The 16,963-nt window shown below is 41.8% G+C and carries 15 protein-coding genes; 3 read left to right on the plus strand and 12 right to left on the minus strand.

Annotated features, from left to right (window positions below; all coding sequences use genetic code 11):
• The first annotated feature begins 31 nt into the window (after positions 1-31).
• The gene (locus ABN702_RS11235) at positions 32-1,555 is read left to right on the plus strand and encodes an HD-GYP domain-containing protein (RefSeq protein WP_417900725.1); all 1,524 of its coding nucleotides are present in this window, start codon (positions 32-34) and stop codon (positions 1,553-1,555) included.
• Positions 1,556-1,631: 76 nt separating this feature from the next.
• Positions 1,632-2,111, plus strand: a complete 480-nt coding sequence (locus ABN702_RS11240; RefSeq protein ID WP_417900726.1) for a YkyB family protein — start codon at positions 1,632-1,634, stop codon at positions 2,109-2,111.
• Between the two features lie 38 nt (positions 2,112-2,149).
• On the opposite strand, the gene ABN702_RS11245 is transcribed toward ABN702_RS11240, so the two are convergent.
• The 3 genes from ABN702_RS11245 to ABN702_RS11255 all read right to left on the minus strand — a co-directional run bounded on the left by ABN702_RS11245 (position 2,150) and on the right by ABN702_RS11255 (position 4,327).
• The gene (locus ABN702_RS11245; RefSeq protein WP_417900727.1) at positions 2,150-2,863 is read right to left on the minus strand and encodes an alpha/beta fold hydrolase; all 714 of its coding nucleotides are present in this window, start codon (positions 2,861-2,863) and stop codon (positions 2,150-2,152) included.
• A 13-nt stretch (positions 2,864-2,876) separates the two neighbouring features.
• Entirely contained in the window at positions 2,877-3,779 is a 903-nt protein-coding gene (locus ABN702_RS11250; RefSeq protein ID WP_417900728.1) for a chemotaxis protein, read from the minus strand.
• A gap of 80 nt (positions 3,780-3,859) precedes the next feature.
• Positions 3,860-4,327: a hypothetical protein gene (locus tag ABN702_RS11255; RefSeq protein WP_417900729.1), complete on the minus strand. Its 468-nt coding sequence runs from the start codon at positions 4,325-4,327 to the stop codon at positions 3,860-3,862.
• A 131-nt stretch (positions 4,328-4,458) separates the two neighbouring features.
• On the opposite strand from ABN702_RS11255, the gene ABN702_RS11260 reads away from it, so the two are divergent.
• Positions 4,459-5,115 (plus strand): HAD family hydrolase, encoded by a 657-nt coding sequence (locus tag ABN702_RS11260; protein ID WP_417900882.1) that lies wholly within the window; start codon positions 4,459-4,461, stop codon positions 5,113-5,115.
• A gap of 585 nt (positions 5,116-5,700) precedes the next feature.
• Here the strand turns inward: ABN702_RS11260 and treR are convergent.
• The 9 genes from treR to ABN702_RS11305 all read right to left on the minus strand — a co-directional run bounded on the left by treR (position 5,701) and on the right by ABN702_RS11305 (position 16,941).
• Complete coding sequence (gene treR, locus ABN702_RS11265; RefSeq protein WP_417900730.1) at positions 5,701-6,408, minus strand: trehalose operon repressor; 708 nt, start codon at positions 6,406-6,408, stop codon at positions 5,701-5,703.
• A 27-nt stretch (positions 6,409-6,435) separates the two neighbouring features.
• Positions 6,436-8,136 (minus strand): alpha,alpha-phosphotrehalase, encoded by a 1,701-nt coding sequence (treC, locus tag ABN702_RS11270; protein WP_417900731.1) that lies wholly within the window; start codon positions 8,134-8,136, stop codon positions 6,436-6,438.
• Between the two features lie 53 nt (positions 8,137-8,189).
• On the minus strand, positions 8,190-9,872 hold the full coding sequence (locus tag ABN702_RS11275) for a glycoside hydrolase family 13 protein (protein WP_417900732.1): 1,683 nt from the start codon (positions 9,870-9,872) through the stop codon (positions 8,190-8,192).
• Between the two features lie 113 nt (positions 9,873-9,985).
• Positions 9,986-11,404 (minus strand): PTS system trehalose-specific EIIBC component, encoded by a 1,419-nt coding sequence (gene treP / locus ABN702_RS11280; RefSeq protein ID WP_417900733.1) that lies wholly within the window; start codon positions 11,402-11,404, stop codon positions 9,986-9,988.
• A 26-nt stretch (positions 11,405-11,430) separates the two neighbouring features.
• Positions 11,431-11,940: a PTS sugar transporter subunit IIA gene (locus tag ABN702_RS11285; RefSeq protein ID WP_417900734.1), complete on the minus strand. Its 510-nt coding sequence runs from the start codon at positions 11,938-11,940 to the stop codon at positions 11,431-11,433.
• A gap of 100 nt (positions 11,941-12,040) precedes the next feature.
• Positions 12,041-12,574 carry a CBO0543 family protein gene (locus ABN702_RS11290; protein WP_417900735.1) on the minus strand — a complete coding sequence of 178 codons (534 nt, stop codon included), beginning with the start codon at positions 12,572-12,574 and terminating at the stop codon, positions 12,041-12,043.
• A 160-nt stretch (positions 12,575-12,734) separates the two neighbouring features.
• Positions 12,735-13,214: a hypothetical protein gene (locus ABN702_RS11295; RefSeq protein ID WP_417900736.1), complete on the minus strand. Its 480-nt coding sequence runs from the start codon at positions 13,212-13,214 to the stop codon at positions 12,735-12,737.
• A gap of 85 nt (positions 13,215-13,299) precedes the next feature.
• Positions 13,300-14,583, minus strand: a complete 1,284-nt coding sequence (locus ABN702_RS11300; RefSeq protein WP_417900737.1) for an MBL fold metallo-hydrolase — start codon at positions 14,581-14,583, stop codon at positions 13,300-13,302.
• A gap of 117 nt (positions 14,584-14,700) precedes the next feature.
• The gene (locus ABN702_RS11305) at positions 14,701-16,941 is read right to left on the minus strand and encodes a chlorophyllase/cutinase-like alpha/beta fold protein (RefSeq protein WP_417900738.1); all 2,241 of its coding nucleotides are present in this window, start codon (positions 16,939-16,941) and stop codon (positions 14,701-14,703) included.
• Positions 16,942-16,963: the final 22 nt, after the last annotated feature.

Here is a 16,963-nt window from a genome sequence, read left to right on the forward strand (position 1 = left end):
TAGAAAAAGTACTCTCAAAGGAAGCGATGGTTTGTATCAGAACATTTACTACAATTTTGTCCGTCAACTTCTACTAAACTATCTTATCGGGTCCTCGATAGCAGTATTAGGCGTAGGCGGCATTTTAATTTTTTCGACATTGGATCTGTCATTTCTTGAGACCCATGTCATGTTCTTCATATTATTTATTTCAGCCCTAGTAATGGGGATATGCGAATACGTTGTTTTTAAGAGGCATGTAAAGGTTATCAGAAATATCCTCTGTACAACAGGACCCACCTATATGGACTGTCAACACGCTTTTATACATACACACCGATTTCCAATGCTTACTGTAAAGCGGATTCTGGGACCTCATTTTCTTGGCCTCTCCATCCCAGCCATAAGCCTGGTACTACTGAGCATCCATCTCGAATGGCTTGAGATGCCGCCGAATTACGTACTATATGCTACAATCGGGGCGTTATTGATAGCTGGAATGCATGCTTTCATTGAGTACTTCCTGACAACCCGTGCCATTCAGCCGGTGCTTGCATCCCTTCAGGAATTTTCAAAGAATGTACATAGACAAACATTATCCCTTGAAGGGGATGTTCTAGTATCCATTCGAACAAAGTTTTTGTTGAGTGCTCTATTTATCGGAATTTTCCCTGTATTACTGTTCAGTCTAGCGACACAGGTCCGATTGGATGAGTTGCACTTAGAGGCCTATTTCCCGGATTTTTGGAATTGGGCAATAATCATTTTACTTGTGGCAGCCGCCTTTTCCTCATTCGGGGCATTTCTGCTTTTCCGAGATATCATTCAGCCAATCAATACTTTATTAAAAGGTATGAAGGATGTGAAGGAAAATCAACTTGTACCTGCAAAAGAGCTATATGGGGATGAGTTTTCGAATGTGATCGGTGGCTTCAACTCCATGGTACAAGGATTAAGGGAACGTAATGAAACGAATCGACTTCTATTGGAAAGCTTCTACCAGACGCTTTCTACAGCTCTTGATGCAAGGGATCCATACACAGCCGGTCATTCCTTGCGTGTGAGTGAATTTTCGGTTCTGATCGGTAGGAGGGCCAACCTCCCATTAGAGCAGCTCGAGCAACTCAAAAACACTGCTCTTCTCCACGATATCGGGAAAATCGGAGTCAGGGACGATGTATTATTGAAGGATGGAAAACTTACAGACGAAGAATTTGAGCAGATAAAGCTCCACCCAGTTCTCGGAGCGAATATTCTGGAGCAGGTTCTTCCAAAAGAAGCGATGGCAAAATTGATTCCAGGTGTACGAAGCCATCATGAAAGATTCGATGGCTATGGCTATCCGGATCGGCTATCAGGAACAGAAATCCCCCTCTTTGGAAGAATTATCGCAGTAGCTGACGCTTTTGATGCCATGACATCCGATAGACCTTATCGGAAAGGTATGTCCACTTCAAGAGCCTTATCCATTCTACAATCAGGCAAAGGCACTCAATGGGATCCTCGGTTTGTTGATTGTTTTCTGGCAATTATGAAGGAAAGAGAGGAAAAAGCCCCTATTGCTTCCAGTATTTAAGACAATATGGGCCTTCCCTTCCCTTTTTTAACAAAGATAAGTATAATGGAGAGAAAAGAAAGGAGTTTATTATCGAATGCCCAATCAACGCTATACAAATCAAAGAAATACAGAAGCCCCACTGCAATCTTCTATCGAAAACCTCTCTCGTGCCATTTTTACGGTGAATCGCCATGCGAAAACTGCACCAGATCCAAAATTTCTTTACTCTTTAAAGCGCCAAGCACTTGAAAAGCTTCTTGCAGAAGGCAAGGCTACCAAAAAGGGGCTGCACTTTTCCAAAAATCCGAAAAACAGCCGCCAGCAGTCGGATGTGCTAGTGTCAGCCGGGGATTATTTCTTTCATCTTCCACCAACGAAGGAGGACTTCTCGGAACTGCCTCATCTTGGTGAACTGAATGACCATTATCGAAATCCGAAAGCGAATATGTCCTTATCGGTAGCCAAAAACTTGCTTCAGCAATACGCGAACTACTACCCAACAGAAGATAAAAAACAACCGGGCAAGAAAACCTATCAAAAGCCGGTATTCAAACGCCTAGGAGAAAGCTACTAAAAAAACGCCAACCAATCCCGAATGATTGGTTGGCGTTTTTATTGTTGCTGTTGTAGGAAAAGATATAAAGTTTCTGAATACAATTGCGGCTGATCCCGATGGACAAGATGGCCGGCAAACGGGATTACGGATATTTGTATGGCTTCATTTCTTTTTCTGTAACTACTTGCAGCTTTGAATTCCAAAGAGGACTCGCCGCCTACCAAGCACATGGCAGGGATTTTAAGGTCTTCTACAGCTCCAGTTTCTTCAAACGGGTAGAAGTTCTCTTGATGCCAGGAAGCAAGCATCGCTCTCCAATCATTTTCATCATGCATTTGATTCATATACTCTATCACTTCTTCCCTTTTAAAAAGGACTTCATGATGTGCCGCCTCCTGCTGGGTCAATTCTTCCCAGTTCTCCGGTTTTTCAGGGAAAATCCCGGAAAACGTGATTGTTTTCACTTTATGAGGATATTTTTTGGCAAAGAGTAGTGCCGCAATCCCACCAAGTGATACTCCAGCCAAATGACAGGATTCAATATCAAGGTGTTTCAAAGTATCCATGATATCTTCTGTACAATATCCAAAATAATCATCAATTGGACCAACCGATTTACCATGTCCCCTTAAATCAGGCCGTATAACTTGGAAGCCTTTTGCCGCAAAGAAGTCCCTCTGTTCTTCATACTCCGAAGAACCTGACATCCCTCCCGAATGTATAAGCATTAATGGATGCCCCTCACCTGTAATTTCTGTATGCAGAATCATCAAATATCCTCCTTTAATTCAAAAATAACCACTCATCCATCAAATGGATCAATTTGCTCAATTGAGGTTTGCTTAATTGTGCATTTGCCCCTACTTGTTCTCCTTTATGATAAAGATGATCTGTGATCAATGAAGAGAAAATGATGACAGGAATAGTGGAGAGTGAGGAGTCGTCCTTCAGTTTTTTTGTTAAATGATGACCGTCCATCAATGGCATTTCGATATCCGTAATCAAAAGATCCACCTTCTGCTCACCATGCCTGACCTTCTCATCAAAAAATGTCCAGGCATCTTTTCCATTTTCAAAAAAGATCAAATGCTCAAAACCTGCTGCAAGCATGGTTTCCTGTAACAATTTACGGAGCATCGGGGAATCCTCAGACAATACGATTACCTTTTCACTTCTTGCCGGATTAATGTCTTTTGATATCCCTTGCACGCCGTCATCAACATTTGGATAAATATCAAACAAAATCTTCTCCACATCCACGAGCAGAATCATTTTTTCCTGCCTTTTGATGACACCTGTAACATGATCTTCAAAGCCTTGATTAAGTGAGGCCGGCTTCTCCATTTGAGACCATGACAGACGGTGAATTTGCGTTACATGATCTACCCGCAGGATCACCTTCATGCCGTTGAACTCCGCAACGATGAATTTATCCTCCTGATAGGAACTCTCCGCCTCGATGGATAACGCCTTTCTCAAAGAGATAACAGGTAAAACTTCCCCCCTCAATTCGATGATTCCTTCCACATTGGGATGCGAATGGGGGATTTTGGTGATGCTTACCGGATTTATGATTTCCCTTACTTTCAATACATTGATCCCAAAGCTAGTATCAGCCATCAAAAACTCCAGGAATTCCACCTCATTGGTACCGGAATCCAATAAAATGCCAGATCTATTTTCCATATCGTGTTCGTCCTTCCGCAAGTAAATGACTTCCCTACCTTCATTATCGGAAATAATATGGAATAGTTAAGATGTACCTATTAATCTCTATTCCTCTCTTCCATTCCCTCATTAGCTTTCTGTATATATTCTTCATATTCTCCTTCAAGGTACATCCATAAAAACCAACCTGCCAGGAGCCCGGTGATGATGATGGATACAACATGTCTTATTATAAAATCATTGAAAGACAGGTAGCGAAGAGTATCTGTCGTTAATGCTGCATTTATCAAGGTCACAGGCAATGAAAAATATAGATAACCAAATTTCAATACAAACAAAAGCATACCTTTTTGCCTAGTTTTTGCGAAACTCTTCATTTTCTCTTCCTTTGTCCATATTTTCACTTTTTTGAAGAAAAGTAGAATTGCACACCCAAACATAATTATTGAAATGAAATAATGGGGTATAGAAACAAGCAATCCATACTCTGTTATCCTACCCCAGTAAAAAACAACCCCAGAACACAGCAGTAAAACAAATATCACTAAGAATTTTAATAGATTCATAAAATGCATCCTTTTATGTAAATTAATGTCTAAAGGTTATTATTCTATACCTTTGTGAGAATACCTACTTTGTGAAAAATTAATATATTCCCGAAATGAGTTATAATTGAGAAAAGGGGGCAACCACATTGATAAAAGCAGTGATTTTTGATTTCGATGGACTGATCATCGATACTGAAACCGTATGGTATGAAAGCTTCAGGGATATTATGAAGAAGGAGCATCAACACGAATTGTCCATCGAGGATTACAGTGCCTGCATCGGCACAAGCAGCAGGGTCCTGTATGAGTTCCTTCAACAAGCTGTACCTGAAATAGAAGAGGAAAGAATGAAAGAATTGACAAATGCATACTATTTGGAGAAAGCCTCCCGTCCTGAGCTTCGTCCTGGCGTACTTGCTTACTTGAAGTCCGCACAGAAGAATGGATTAAAAATCGGACTCGCTTCAAGCTCAGGTCGCGATTGGGTGGTAGGTTATCTGGAGCAACTTGACATATTCAGCTATTTTGAAACGATCGTCACCAGGGAGGATGTTGAAAAGGTCAAACCAGATCCCGCTTTATACATAAATGCATTACAGAATCTAGGTGTAAATGGAGAGGAAGCGATTGCGTTCGAGGATTCCCTGCACGGCTCCAATGCTGCAATGGCTGCCGGCATTCATTGTATCGTTGTTCCAAATCCCGTCACGTCCCATATGGATTTCAAAGACTACCATTTGCGTTTGTCTTCAATGGAGGAAAAAGAACTTGAAGCAATATTGAAAGATTTTGAGTTGGATAATTAATAAATACTCATGCATTGTATTAAGATTAATGTATACATCAAATGTAACCCGTTGCCTTCCGCTTCGGACACAAGATTCCCCGGGACGGATGGGAGCCTCCTCGGCTTCGCCTGTGGGTTCTCCAATGCCCTCTAATTTCCCGCAGGAGTCAAGTGTCCTCCGCTACAATCAACTCAAGTTTTAAAATTATTCGCCCCACTAAAATGAAAATATGAGACAAAGGCAATTTTTCAAACTTTAGAAAGGCAAATTTTATACTACTATTCACCCCTGTTGGTTGGAGTGCAAGGTGTGAGACTCCTTGAAAATGCCAGCATTTTCTGCGTGCGATGTATCGCTGCCGCAGCCTTCCTTGTCCTGCGGGAGCAGCGTGTCAAGGGAGACCCCACAGGTGCGAAGCACCGAGGAGGCTCCCGAGGCCTTCCTGGATAAGCGAACACCTGGAACGGAGACCAACAGGGGGTAGAATGTGTACATCTTATCTTTAGCCCAGACCTATTCTTATAGCAACATTCTTTATGAAATGAGCCATAATTAACAAAAAACAAGCACCTCACTCTATTGCTAGAGAAGTGGTGCTTGTTTTTATTTCATCCTTCTTGCAAAGTCAACAAAGCGGAATTTATCCAGTCTGTGACGTGATTCTGTAAACTGAAAAGGACTGGCGTCATCAAGATGAACAAGGCTCTTCACCACTACAACATGCGATAAGCCATTGAGGTCCAGCAACTCCCGGTCAAGTGGGTTCGCTTCCTCCACTGTCACTTCCTTATCAGCAAAGCTGATTGAAAGCCCCAGCCCATTCTCCAGGTGTTCATAGATGGATTGCTCAGCTATCTCTTCTGTTAATAGAGGCACATGTCTTGTTTGGAAGTAGTCAGTGTCCAAAATGATACGCTCACCATCCACTTGACGCGAACGTACCACTTTCCAAAGTTCGTCCGCTCCCAAGCTTTCTCTCAATTCATCTGACGGTTTTACCACTTTAAGCTCATGAACCTTTGTTACCCAAGGTTTCCCCATCTTTCTTGCCAGCTCCTTAAAGCTGACAAGTCCTGAAATCGGAAAATCAAATCTTGCACGATCAAGCACGATCGATCCCTTGCCGCGGACCTTTTGAATATAACCATTCTGTGCAAGGAGGTTCAATGCTTTTCGGATGGTTTCCCTTGATGTATGGTACTGGACCATCAATTCATGTTCTGATGGGAGCTTTTCTCCTACCCTTATTTCTTTCTCTTCCAATTTTTTTGCAAGCTCCTGATAGATCGCTTGAAATTTATTGTTTTTCATGATTAACCACCTATCACCATTTTATCATTACTTTTTTAGGTGATAAATAATGGATTCATAGGGACGAAGAGTAATTTGCCCAAACGCTTCACAGGAATCCTCATAGTTGCTCAGCAGGATTTCAGCTTTATATCCATCGACGTCCACATCCTCAGGCAATGTAAAGACCGTTTCTTTTGCATAATAGTTGCTCACAACAAGAAGCTTCTCATCCTTGCCATTGCGGATGTATGCAAAGATGTCAGGATGCTTTTCCAAAATCAGCTGAAAATCGCCATATGTCAAAATGTCGTATTCCTTGCGAAGCCTAATCAGTTTTTTATAGTGATAAAAGATGGAATCCTTGTCACTTAGCGCTTTTTCTGCATTGATATCCGAGTAGTTCTCCGCTACGCCAATCCAGGGAGTGCCTGTGGTGAACCCTGCGTGCTTCTCGTCATTCCATTGAACAGGGGTGCGGGAATTATCACGGGATTTATGCCTTAATATTTCCAGGATCTCTTCTTCTGACATTCCTGCCTCCTTTTTCAAATGAAAAGTATTCAACGATTCAACATCACGGTAATCCGAAATTTTCACATACCCAGGGTTGGTCATCCCAAACTCTTCGCCCTGATAAATATAAGGAGTTCCCTGCATCATATGCATACTGCTAGCAAGCATTTTAGCTGATTCTTCTCGGAACTCCTTGTCATTCCCATATCTCGATACAATACGTGGCTGATCATGGTTGCACCAGAACAGGGCATTCCATCCCCCTCCAGCGTTCATTTCTATTTGCCAAGTGGATAATATTTCTTTCAGTTCCTGAAAATCAAAATCCGCGACAGACCATTTCTCCCCGCCTGGATAATCAACTTTCAAATGATGGAAATTAAATGTCATGCTCAATTCGTTACGATCCGGACGTGTGTACTTGATGCAATGGTCGATCGAGGTGGAGGACATTTCCCCTACAGTCATGCTATCGTACTTGGAAAAGACTTTTTCATACATTTCATTCATATATTCGTGAACTCTTGGACCGTCTGTGTAGAATTTACGGCCATCTCCCGGAGGCACGGAGCCATCATCATCGGGGAAACGTTGGTCTTTTGATATAAGATTGATCACATCAAGCCGGAAGCCGTCCACTCCCTTTTCAAACCAGAAGGTCATCATGTCATATACCTGTTTTCGCACCTCTTCGTTCTCCCAATTCAAATCGGCTTGCGTAATATCGAAAAGATGCAAATACCATTGTCCTGTCTTTTCATCGAATGCCCAAGCGTTGCCGCCGAATTTTGATTCCCAGTTTGTCGGTTCACATCCATCTTCCTTGCTGTCCTTCCAAATGTAGAAGTCTCGATAAGGATTATCTTCTTTTGCATCCTTGGATTTTTTAAACCATTCATGCTCTGTTGAAGTGTGGTTGACAACTATATCCATGATCACTTTTATCCCTCTATCATGGGCTTCGTTTAGGAGTTGGTCAAAGTCCTCCATCGTTCCATACTCTTCATGGATGGAAAAATAGTCACTGATATCATACCCGTTATCCTTTTGCGGCGATTTGTAGATCGGAGTCAGCCAGATGACGTCCACCCCGAGCTCCTTCAAGTAGTTTAGTTTCTGTATAATCCCCTGGATATCCCCTACACCATTTCCTGTTGTATCATTGAAGCTTTTTGGATAGATTTGATACACCACCGAACGTTTCCACCATGGTTCCTTCGCAATCTTGCTCATTTCAACACCTCATTTTATTTGTACTTTCTTATACAGTTTCTATCCTCACTTGATCAGTTCAACAAATACACTCTCGCCTCAAATGGCTGCAAGGTGAATCTTGAAATGTCGCTCTGTTCTTCGGTTTCATAATTGCTTGCCAAAAGCTGTTTAGTCATGAAGTGAATGTCTCTTGGCAACTCGAATACCGGATTGTTTTCATAGAAATTACAGATGACCAAAAGTTTTTTATCCTGAAATGTTCTTACATAAGCATAGATTTCAGGATGATCTTCCAAAATCAATTGATAATTTCCATATATGATTATTTCGTTCTGCTTTCTTAAATGGATGAGTTTCTGATAGTAATAGAAAATCGAGTCCGGATTACTCAGCTCATTTTCAGCATTTATCTTTTGATAGTTTGGGTTCACATTTATCCACGGCGTTCCCTTAGTAAACCCTGCATTTTTTTCGGCACTCCATTGCATAGGTGTTCTTGCGTTATCCCTGCTTTTCGCATGGATGCTCTTCATGATCATCTCTTCATCCCAGCCTTGGCTTTTCAGCTCTTCATATGCTTGCAAGGACTCAATGTCACGATAATCTTCTATGGCTTCAAAAGCCACATTGGTCATGCCTAACTCTTCTCCCTGGTACACATACGGAGTACCTTTCATCATGTGCAGGAGTGTGGCAAGCATTTTGGCAGACTGTATCCGGTATTTCCCATCATCAGCATAGCGGGATAGGGCACGCGGCTGGTCATGATTATTAAAATAAAGACTGTTCCAACCCTTTTCACCTAACGCTTCCTGCCAACGGGATAAGCTCTTTTTTAAATCTTGCAGCACCAACGGCTTCAAATCCCATTTCCCGTTCGGACCATTATCCAGACCTACATGTTCAAATTGGAACACCATATTCAATTCATTCCGTTCCTCAGCCGTGTAATCAATGGCCTGTTCAGGTGTAACACCAGGCATTTCCCCTACTGTCATGACATCGTAGTGAGAGAGTACATTTCGATGCATTTCCTGCAGATACTCATGGATATAAGGACCTGTTCGGTAATACTTACTTCCTGAAGCATAAGACTTTCCAGGTTTCACTTCTCCATCAGGTAGTCCATCCACTTTGGAAATGAAATTGATGACATCCATCCGAAATCCATCAATTCCTTTATCAAGCCACCATTTCATCATCGTATAAATCTCTTCACGCAGCTTCTTGTTCTCCCAGTTGAGATCTGGTTGTTTTTTGGAGAAAAGATGCAGATAATAGTCACCAGTCTCCTCATTGAACTCCCATGCAGATCCGCCGAAATTAGACGCCCAGTTATTCGGCTCGGAGCCGTCATCTTTTGGGTCCCGCCAAATATAATAGTCACGATACTGGTTATCTTTTGATGACTTAGCCTCGATGAACCATTCATGCTCGTCTGATGTATGGTTCACCACAAGATCCATAATCAGCCTCATTTCACGTCTATGTACCTCCATAAGCAGCTCTTCCCAGTCCTTCATGGTACCAAACTCTTTCATAATGGACATATAGTTGCTTATATCATAGCCATTGTCATCATTAGGGGATTCATATACTGGAGAAAGCCATATGGTATCGATTCCAAGCTCCTTTAAGTAATCAAGTTTGGATATGATCCCTTGGATATCACCTATTCCATCCGCGTTAGAATCCATAAAGCTTCTAGGGTAGATTTGATAAACAACGCTTTCTTTCCACCAAGCCTTTTGCATCTCTCATCTCTCCTTCACGAAAAGTATATTACATGCTTCGCTTCAAATTTGTAAAGGATTGTAAGTTGGGGTCTGGCCCCTTTTTACAATCCTTTACAATGTAACATTCAATTTTATTGTGCTTCTTGTCTCATTTTAAATTTGGCAATTAAAAATGTAAGTCCAAATGGCACAATGAGCACGATAGCCATTCCTACAAAGAATATCGGCCAGAATTCATTCAGGATGGAGAAGAATGCCGGAATCCCTCCAACTCCGATGGATGGTGCCATTACACCTGCAATCGTAATGGTCACACCTGCAATGGCAGATCCGATCATTGCAGCGAAGAATGGATAACGGTAACGAAGGTTTACCCCGAACATCGCAGGTTCCGTAATACCGAGCCATGCGGATATGGAGGAAGTCAACGCCAATCCTTTCAATTTTTCATCCTTGGTAGCAAGCATCATGGCGAAAGCTGCAGACCCTTGTGCAATATTCGAGAGGGCAACCATCGGCCATAGGAACGTACCTCCGATTGCAGATATCAGCTGTAGATCCACAGCCAGGAACGTATGATGCATTCCTGTGATAACAAGTGGTGCATACAATCCGCCATAGATCAGACCACCGATGGCAGGAACCGCATCAAAGATGGATACAAACCCATCCGTCAGGAAGTTTCCGATTGCAAATGTGATAGGTCCGATTGCTACAAATGTAATGAATCCCGTCAGTAATAATGTAATTGGTGGAACGACCAATAAATGAAAACCGTCACTCACACGTTTTGTCAGGAATTGTTCTACCTTGGCTAATACAAAAGCTGCCACCAGAACTGGCAATACCTGTCCTTGATAACCAACCTTTTCGATTTCAAGTCCAAGGAAATTCCAGGTGTCCACGTCCCCCTCTTTCTGTGCCTCTGCATAGCCCCATGCATTCAAAAGGTCCGGGTGCACCAGCATCAACCCAAGAACTATCCCTAATAGTTCACTGCCGCCAAATCTTTTGGCAGCAGACCACCCTATAAGACCAGGCAAGAAAACAAATGCGGTATTTGCAATCAGGTTGATAATGCCTGCAATATCTGCCCATTGCGGGTGTTTATCGATAATGGAAGCATCATTGTAAAATATCCCCGCTCCAGTAAGCAGGTTGTTGATCCCCATTAAGAGGCCTGCTGTTACGATTGCAGGTAAGATTGGAATAAATATATCCGCCAGTGTTTTTACTGCACGCTGGATCGGGTTCAAATTCTGCTCAGCAGCCTTTTTCACTTCATCCTTAGAAGATTCACCTACACCTGTAATTACTACAAACTCTTTATAGACTTTATTGACGGTGCCTTGTCCAATAACAATCTGAAATTGTCCGTTTGTGGAAAAGGAGCCTTTTACACTCTCTATTTGTTCAAGCGCTTCCTGGTCGACCTTACTTTCATCATTCAATGCCAAACGGAGACGTGTCACACAATGTGTTGCTGCACTGATGTTTTCTTTTCCCCCGATGGCATGGACAATCTCTTCTGCCTGCTTTCTAATGTCCATATTCGTATCCTCCCGTTTTCTCTGCGTTAGCTCTTCACTTTTAGATGGAATAACTCAGTTTGTCCTTTAACAGCATTATCTGTACGCTTTTTGTCAAGGCTTTCCACCACTTCGCCGTTCGTGATTACGACAGGTGTAATGGTGCTTGCCGCTTTTTCATTTATCAGATTTAGATCAAAGCTGATGAGTCTATCCCCAGCTTTTACTTTATCCCCTTCTCTGACATGACCTTCAAAGCCCTCTCCATTCATGGAAACAGTTTCAAGACCTACATGTATAAGTATTTCAGCTCCCGTTACAGAACGAATTCCGATTGCATGTTTTGTATGGAAGAATTGTACGATTTCCCCATCAACCGGAGAGACTACTTCACCTTCACTCGGGATGATTGCTAGTCCGTCCCCCATCATTTTTTGTGAAAATGTAGGGTCCGGAACTTCTGTCAGTTCCGTCACTTTTCCACTTAATGGCGCAAACACAACTTCCTCCGTCGGTTTTGCTTCTGTATCCTTCATACCGAAAAGTTTCTTAAACATATAATTCCCTCCAGGTTTAGAGTCTGAGATAAACGCTTACATTTAAAAGATAAACTTGTATATACATCTTTAGATTTACAGTCTAACTTGTATATACATGTTAGTCAACCAAAAACTTTTGCTGTGCCTTTTTTAAAAGGGTAATAACTAATCTTGTTACGAGTGCAAGAAAAATAAAAGAGAACCATGACTTAATGTGAGTCCATGTAATAAGGTTAAGCATATTTATTTTCAGAAAAAGGGGTTCGAATATATAAGAAAGCAAGGTAGATACAATCACGCTGCCTAAAAGGAAGGTTCTCCACCTTTCTCCATACTGATAGAGAAGCATATACAGCACGGGAATGACTGAAACATCTGCGGGAAGCAGGCAGGATACCTTGTAATATAATTTGAAAGGATACTCCCACATGCCATTTGATGTCCCAAGTAGATCCAGCCAGGTAGCCATCGCCGCCCATAATAGCCCATATGCGAGAATTTCGAATAGGCGCTTTTTGGCGACAAGCTTCCACCAAACAATCCAAGGCCAAAAAATAGAAAGGAATAACAGCCACCATCTCGGGTCAGCAATATTATTAAGTAATATCCAATAATAAAAGTCGATAAAGTAGAGTGGCTTCACTATGTACATTCCCTCTCTTTCCTGCCCTAAACGCCATTAGTTTCGTTTTTTTGTCGAAACTTGTCACAACTCATGTTATTTTTTCCTTAAATGTCCTTTTTTACTCTAAGAGGAGGTTACTTACTTTCCACCATAACAACAAAAAAGACGCTAACTGAATAGCGTCCGTTCAAAGTTTAACTTTCGTATGGAAAGGGAGAAAGGAAAATACTTTAAATGAAATCGATACTTCTTTGGCAGTATCCATCCTCCATTTCTTATCTTTTTCTCTCATATAGATTGTATAGTTTTTCTCTTTTTTATTGCTTGCACCGGGAATGTCCACTTCCTTCAATTCCTCGAACACATCCGTTTTCCGGGAAATCACCGCTTGGTCAACAGTTGCATCCGAACTGCCGTAAGAGCCATTTAAAATGATACTATAAGCGGTTACAGGCATCTCCTTCTCTTCCTTATCCACCACTTTTGAATGATAGATGGTAATGGGAACAATGAAAGGGTTCTGAATGTTTACCGCCACTGCATTATTTGTTTTATCGAGTACAGCCGAGGAAACAATTTTATCCTTTGAGATGTGTATGTACACAATAAATAAAAGGGAAATTATCGCAAAAGGCAGTAATATACGATATGGCTTGCGTAGTTTCATTCTTGTATCGCTCCCAACATTAACACTTGATGCTCTTTACCTTCCCTTTTACATATCACCTTACACCGCAATTTAAACATCATTTCTAGTTTTCAGTTTCATCGAAGTTTTCTATCTCATCAACAAGCTCTCCTTTTTCATTAAAGAGTTGTGCTTTATCCCCTTTGTTGTTCCACAAATGGTCGCTTAGCCAATGGATATATTTTTTGAAATGCTTTTTTTGAGCTCCTGAAGTAATATACATCATTTCACCTGGGGCTAGCTTATAATTTTTCGGAAAATCAAATGTTTGGTATCCTTTCTGGCTGATAAGCTTCCAATCCGTCAGGTCGATTGTTTCTGTCCCTTGGTTCTGCAAGGTCACTGTTTCTTCTTTTACGTCCAGGTCTGTAATTGTTATAGTATTTGTCTTGGTCCTTTCCTTGCTGTTTGCATACAGCCATGGTCGATCATTGACAAACAACAGAGTTCCATCCGTCGAGAACACGATATCCCCTGCTTCTGCCGTATTATAGATATCTGCACCGCTTTCAATCAGCCTGTTCAGAACAGGCTGGTGTGGATGACCAAAATCATTGTTCCTTCCAGCGGAAATGACTGCGATTTTTGGTTTTACATCCTTCAGGAATGCAGCTGTAGAGGAACTGTTGGATCCATGATGGGCAACCTTCAGTATGGTGGATTCCAGGTTGTATTTTCTGCTCAGCCTCTTCTCTTCCATCTCCTCTGTGTCTCCCATAAAGAGGAACTTTATTTCCCCGTAGGCAACCTGGAGAACGATGGAAGCATCATTTGTTTCCTTTTTACCAACACCGCTATTAAGCACCTTCACTTTTAGATCCGGATCAAATTCAAGCTTCATTTTTTCCTTGGCATATTGCACAGGAACAATATTATTCCAGACGTACTGCTTGTACTGGATGAAGGACAATGTGGAGTGCGCTTTACCACTATCAAGAATCTTCTTTACAGGTATTTCCTCAAATAGCGCCGGAATTCCACCAATATGGTCAAAATCAGGGTGAGTGATGACCAGCAAGTCAATTGCGGTAATGGAAAGCTTTTTTAGGTAGCCTATTAATTTGGGTGCCGATTCCCTCGGACCGGTGTCTATCAGCACCTGGGAGCCATTTGGTGTTTGAAGAAGGATGGCGTCTCCTTGCCCTATATCAATGTAGTGCACCTTTAATGATGGAATCGTTTTTTCGGTTCCGGTTGAAGTTTCGTCAATTTTGTTTTTATAAACGGGAGAATAAAGATGGGGTTGTATTTGAATGTTGGCAGATAGGCCTGCACCAAATACAAGTATGGGTGTGTTGGTATGGATGATTGCAAATGCAATGATAAAAGCGCAGATAATCTTTTTCATGAAAACTTCTCCCCCCTCGAACATTTCACTCGTAATGTTACTATGAGGGAGAAGCTGCTATATTATTCGTTCTTCTTAAAGCTTTCGGTCAATATTTACCTATCAATTAACCGATAATTATTCTGATGTCCTAATTCGCTCTTTCAAACCGATGTTGTCGAGGTAAATCAGCCCACTTCCAGTTTGATTGAATTCAAATATGATTTCATTAATATCCTGATAGTTGATGTCTGCCATGTTTTCCTGCAAGAACGCTAATGGCACCTCGTATGTCTGCAGCATATGCTCGTAATTATTCCCGAATCTTTTATTCCACCAGTCGAATTTGTATAGCTTAGTGGAGTAGGTAGGTTCGATTTCCACTGTTGTTCCAATGCGGGTATCCAACTTAATGGTACCTTTTGGTTTTACCATGACAGTGATGGGGATGCTCTTCTCTTTAAACCCTTCCGGAACACGTATTCCATAGAAGTCATATCGGCTGGGGTGCAGCTGTACAGCATCGAAACTCAGAACTGTCTGTGGACCGAGGGTTTTTGAGACTTCATCCGGAAGTTTTACTGTGTATCTACCACTAGTCCCTCGCCAACCCAATTTTACCGCTTCATTTCCCTGGGGCTCATTATTCCTTAAAGTCAGATTAACCTCTTTCCAGACTTGGAGGTTATAGCCATGGAGCTCTCCCGCTTCCTTCGTCATGGTAGTTACATCCACATCCTCTTCGTAGGTTGCAAGAGGTGTGAAAGAGTTATCCTCATATTTCAACCTTACAGGATCGATAGGAATCCACGAAGAGGCGGTCTCCTTGCTGGAAAAGATTTGACGGTATTCCTCTCTACCTTTTAATGTTGCATCGAGAAAGGCTGCTACGTAAAGCTTGGTCATTTCTCGCTGAAGATCGGGTTCCATAATTTCTTTTCGATTCATGAACCACCAATACGGGGAAGGCTGGTCCACCTCCCAATCGGAATTGAATTGGCCATGATTCGCTCCATAAATATAAATGCTGCTTTTGAAACCATCAAAATCATCCGAGAAACTGACCCTCTCATATTGCCTTATACCGTAATAATTGGTATGATCAGTATCGTTTGCCCCTTGAATAGTCAAATAGTTGATATCTTTCAATTCAACTGGCTGGTCACCAAGCTTGAATCTTCCGTCCCCTGGGGAAAGTCCGATTAATGCCTTGATGGAAAAATCGAAATTCAAAGTTACCTTCGCATTATTTGGCAATCGGTCCAGATCATTCATCAGCGCAGCCAGACTGACAGCCTCCCCACCACGGGAATGACCGATTAACCCGATATTTTCCATATCCACTTTTCCGTATAGGGGGTGCTGTTTATCGTTATTCCACTTCCCCCACTGATCCAAATGCTTTAGGAACATCCATGCCCTTCCTGCATTATCCCAGCCAATATGTCCCGACTTTCCGGAGTTAAGGAAATTTTGGTCTATGGAAACGGCAATATACCCCTTACTCGCCAGAAGTTCGCCAAGATACGCATATCCCCCATCTGAGAAATCCGCCATATTATGATTCCCATGAACCATGAGTACTAATGGATAGGGGCCATCAGACGATTCATCAGGCATCCATACCCTCCCATTTAAAGGAGCTTTGTTTAGATCAAAGCCCCAGAACCACTCACGGTACCATTTGTTGAAGCCTTTTGGATGAACGATAAATGAAGACATATTTACTGTGTTCGTCTGATATGTAACATTTCGGTATTCTTCTCTTTTCTGATCCTCTCCACTGCCATATGTAAAACTATTTATGGTGTTCTCACCGGTTGCAGCAGGATTGGCAAAAGAAGGATTCATCGCTTTGCCTGCTACTTCCAGGCTCCATGCCCCCTCTTTCCCTTCTGAAAAGATGGAAAAAAGAAACAGAGCATGCAGTAATACAGTTACACACCCTAAAGCGGCAAAAGTTAACCCTCTTCGTTTTCTTGCGCTTCTTACCAGTTTAATAGAAAGTCCTGTCCATGCACCCAATATCAGTAGTAAATAGCCCATCATCGTAAAAAACGGTCCCAAGTATGCCCCAAGCGTAATAATCCCTGCAACAGCCCCCAAAATGCATGCGACAAGTAAGTTGGGTAATTTCGCCAATGCCTTTAATGCAATCCAACTAATAAATGTTCCTATTAAGATGCTCAGGAATGCAGTAAATAAAGTAAACGAAAAATCAAACCATTTTCCAGCTCCGGTATAGAAGAAAAAGCCCATGATAAAAACCAACACCAGAATATAAACAAATAATCCACGAATACTTGCTTTCCAATTGCGCTCGATAAAACCAACCACCGTTTTTCCAACTAATAAAAGTGCCCTTTTTATTGCGTTCATTTATAGTCCCCTAAATTAAATT

This window comes from Bacillus haimaensis (assembly GCF_048270625.1).
GTDB lineage: Bacteria > Bacillota > Bacilli > Bacillales > Bacillaceae_I > Sutcliffiella_A > Sutcliffiella_A haimaensis.

What these genes read in the sequence shown, in the direction of transcription:
- ABN702_RS11240 (WP_417900726.1), top strand. Translation starts at nt 1,632, where the DNA reads ATGCCCAATCAACGCTATACAAATCAAAGAAATACAGAAGCCCCACTG.
- ABN702_RS11245 (WP_417900727.1), bottom strand. Translation starts at nt 2,863, where the DNA reads ATGATTCTGCATACAGAAATTACAGGTGAGGGGCATCCATTAATGCTT.
- ABN702_RS11250 (WP_417900728.1), bottom strand. Translation starts at nt 3,779, where the DNA reads ATGGAAAATAGATCTGGCATTTTATTGGATTCCGGTACCAATGAGGTG.
- ABN702_RS11255 (WP_417900729.1), bottom strand. Translation starts at nt 4,327, where the DNA reads ATGAATCTATTAAAATTCTTAGTGATATTTGTTTTACTGCTGTGTTCT.
- treR (WP_417900730.1), bottom strand. Translation starts at nt 6,408, where the DNA reads ATGAAAAACAATAAATTTCAAGCGATCTATCAGGAGCTTGCAAAAAAA.
- treC (WP_417900731.1), bottom strand. Translation starts at nt 8,136, where the DNA reads ATGAGCAAGATTGCGAAGGAACCATGGTGGAAACGTTCGGTGGTGTAT.
- ABN702_RS11275 (WP_417900732.1), bottom strand. Translation starts at nt 9,872, where the DNA reads ATGCAAAAGGCTTGGTGGAAAGAAAGCGTTGTTTATCAAATCTACCCT.
- treP (WP_417900733.1), bottom strand. Translation starts at nt 11,404, where the DNA reads ATGGACATTAGAAAGCAGGCAGAAGAGATTGTCCATGCCATCGGGGGA.
- ABN702_RS11285 (WP_417900734.1), bottom strand. Translation starts at nt 11,940, where the DNA reads ATGTTTAAGAAACTTTTCGGTATGAAGGATACAGAAGCAAAACCGACG.
- ABN702_RS11290 (WP_417900735.1), bottom strand. Translation starts at nt 12,574, where the DNA reads ATGTACATAGTGAAGCCACTCTACTTTATCGACTTTTATTATTGGATA.
- ABN702_RS11295 (WP_417900736.1), bottom strand. Translation starts at nt 13,214, where the DNA reads ATGAAACTACGCAAGCCATATCGTATATTACTGCCTTTTGCGATAATT.
- ABN702_RS11300 (WP_417900737.1), bottom strand. Translation starts at nt 14,583, where the DNA reads ATGAAAAAGATTATCTGCGCTTTTATCATTGCATTTGCAATCATCCAT.
- ABN702_RS11305 (WP_417900738.1), bottom strand. Translation starts at nt 16,941, where the DNA reads ATGAACGCAATAAAAAGGGCACTTTTATTAGTTGGAAAAACGGTGGTT.